This window comes from Mesorhizobium sp. M4A.F.Ca.ET.020.02.1.1 (assembly GCF_004022645.1).
Lineage (GTDB): Bacteria > Pseudomonadota > Alphaproteobacteria > Rhizobiales > Rhizobiaceae > Mesorhizobium.
Genome location: NZ_RZOI01001204.1, coordinates 1 through 963 on the forward strand (window position 1 = coordinate 1; position 963 = coordinate 963).

At 64.6% G+C, this 963-nt stretch carries 2 protein-coding genes; one reads left to right on the top strand and one right to left on the bottom strand.

What is annotated here, in order from left to right; genetic code table 11:
- On the bottom strand, positions 1-282 hold a 282-nt coding region (locus tag EN742_RS36080; protein WP_148670573.1), incomplete at its 3' end, for a PRC-barrel domain-containing protein.
- Positions 283-532: 250 nt separating this feature from the next.
- On the opposite strand from EN742_RS36080, the gene EN742_RS36085 reads away from it, so the two are divergent.
- On the top strand, positions 533-963 hold a 431-nt coding region (locus EN742_RS36085), incomplete at its 3' end, for a diacylglycerol kinase family protein (RefSeq protein ID WP_281035058.1).

Consider the following 963-nt stretch of genomic DNA (forward strand, 5'->3'; position numbering starts at 1 on the left):
TATGCCAAGGAAACCGCCAACGCCGATGATGGCGGATTTCGCCTTGCCGGTCTCGTCAAAGACGACATCACTGACCTTGCCGATATCCTGGGCATCGTCGGCCGTGCCGTTATAGACGGACTCGCCGATGATGTTGGTGGCAAGGCTGCCCTCGGCACGCATCACCGGGGCGGCCGGCGCCTCGTTCTGCGTGGCTGGCGCCGGGGTCGTCGCTGTCTGCGCGTAGGCGCCGGCTGCAATCAGTGTGGCGAGCGCGGTGGTCGCAAAAAGGGTGCGTATCATGATGCTTCCTCCTCGTGCATGATTTCGGGTCCACCGCACCGTCGCTGGAGGATCGGCCGCGGCGTTTCTACAGGTTCACAACGTCGTGACCACATCGTTGTTCCGAAAAATGCGGCTGCGCGCTTCGGACAAGCCCATGAAATTGCTGGCGCTGGCCGGTTTCACCGGACCCGGGAACCTTTCTCTAGCCATTCCGTTTCAGCCTGCGGCTGAGCCTATCGCGGCTCGGTGTGCGACAACGGAGTGGGGCATGCGATTTGCGGCGGTGCTGAACCGGGATGGCGGCACGTTGCGGACAACCGATCTTTCCGGCTTCTGTGACCGGCTGCGCCAAACGCTCGAGGCGGCCGGCCATTCCGTGGATGTCGATGTGGTTGCCGGCGAAGACATTGCAGCGGCCCTCCAAAAGGCGGCCCGGCGGCGCGACGTCGATGTCGTACTGGCCGGCGGCGGCGACGGCACCATTTCGGCCGCAGCCGGCCTGCTGATGAACCGCAAGACGGCGCTGGCCATCCTGCCGGCAGGCACGATGAACCTCTTCGCCCGCGGGCTCGGCGTTCCGCAGACGCTCGACGCGGCGCTGAAGTCCTTTGCCGATGGCGAGGTGATAGCGGTCGACATGGCGAGCGCCAATGGCCGGCCTTTCATCCACCAATTCTCCATCGGCCTGCACGCCAAGAT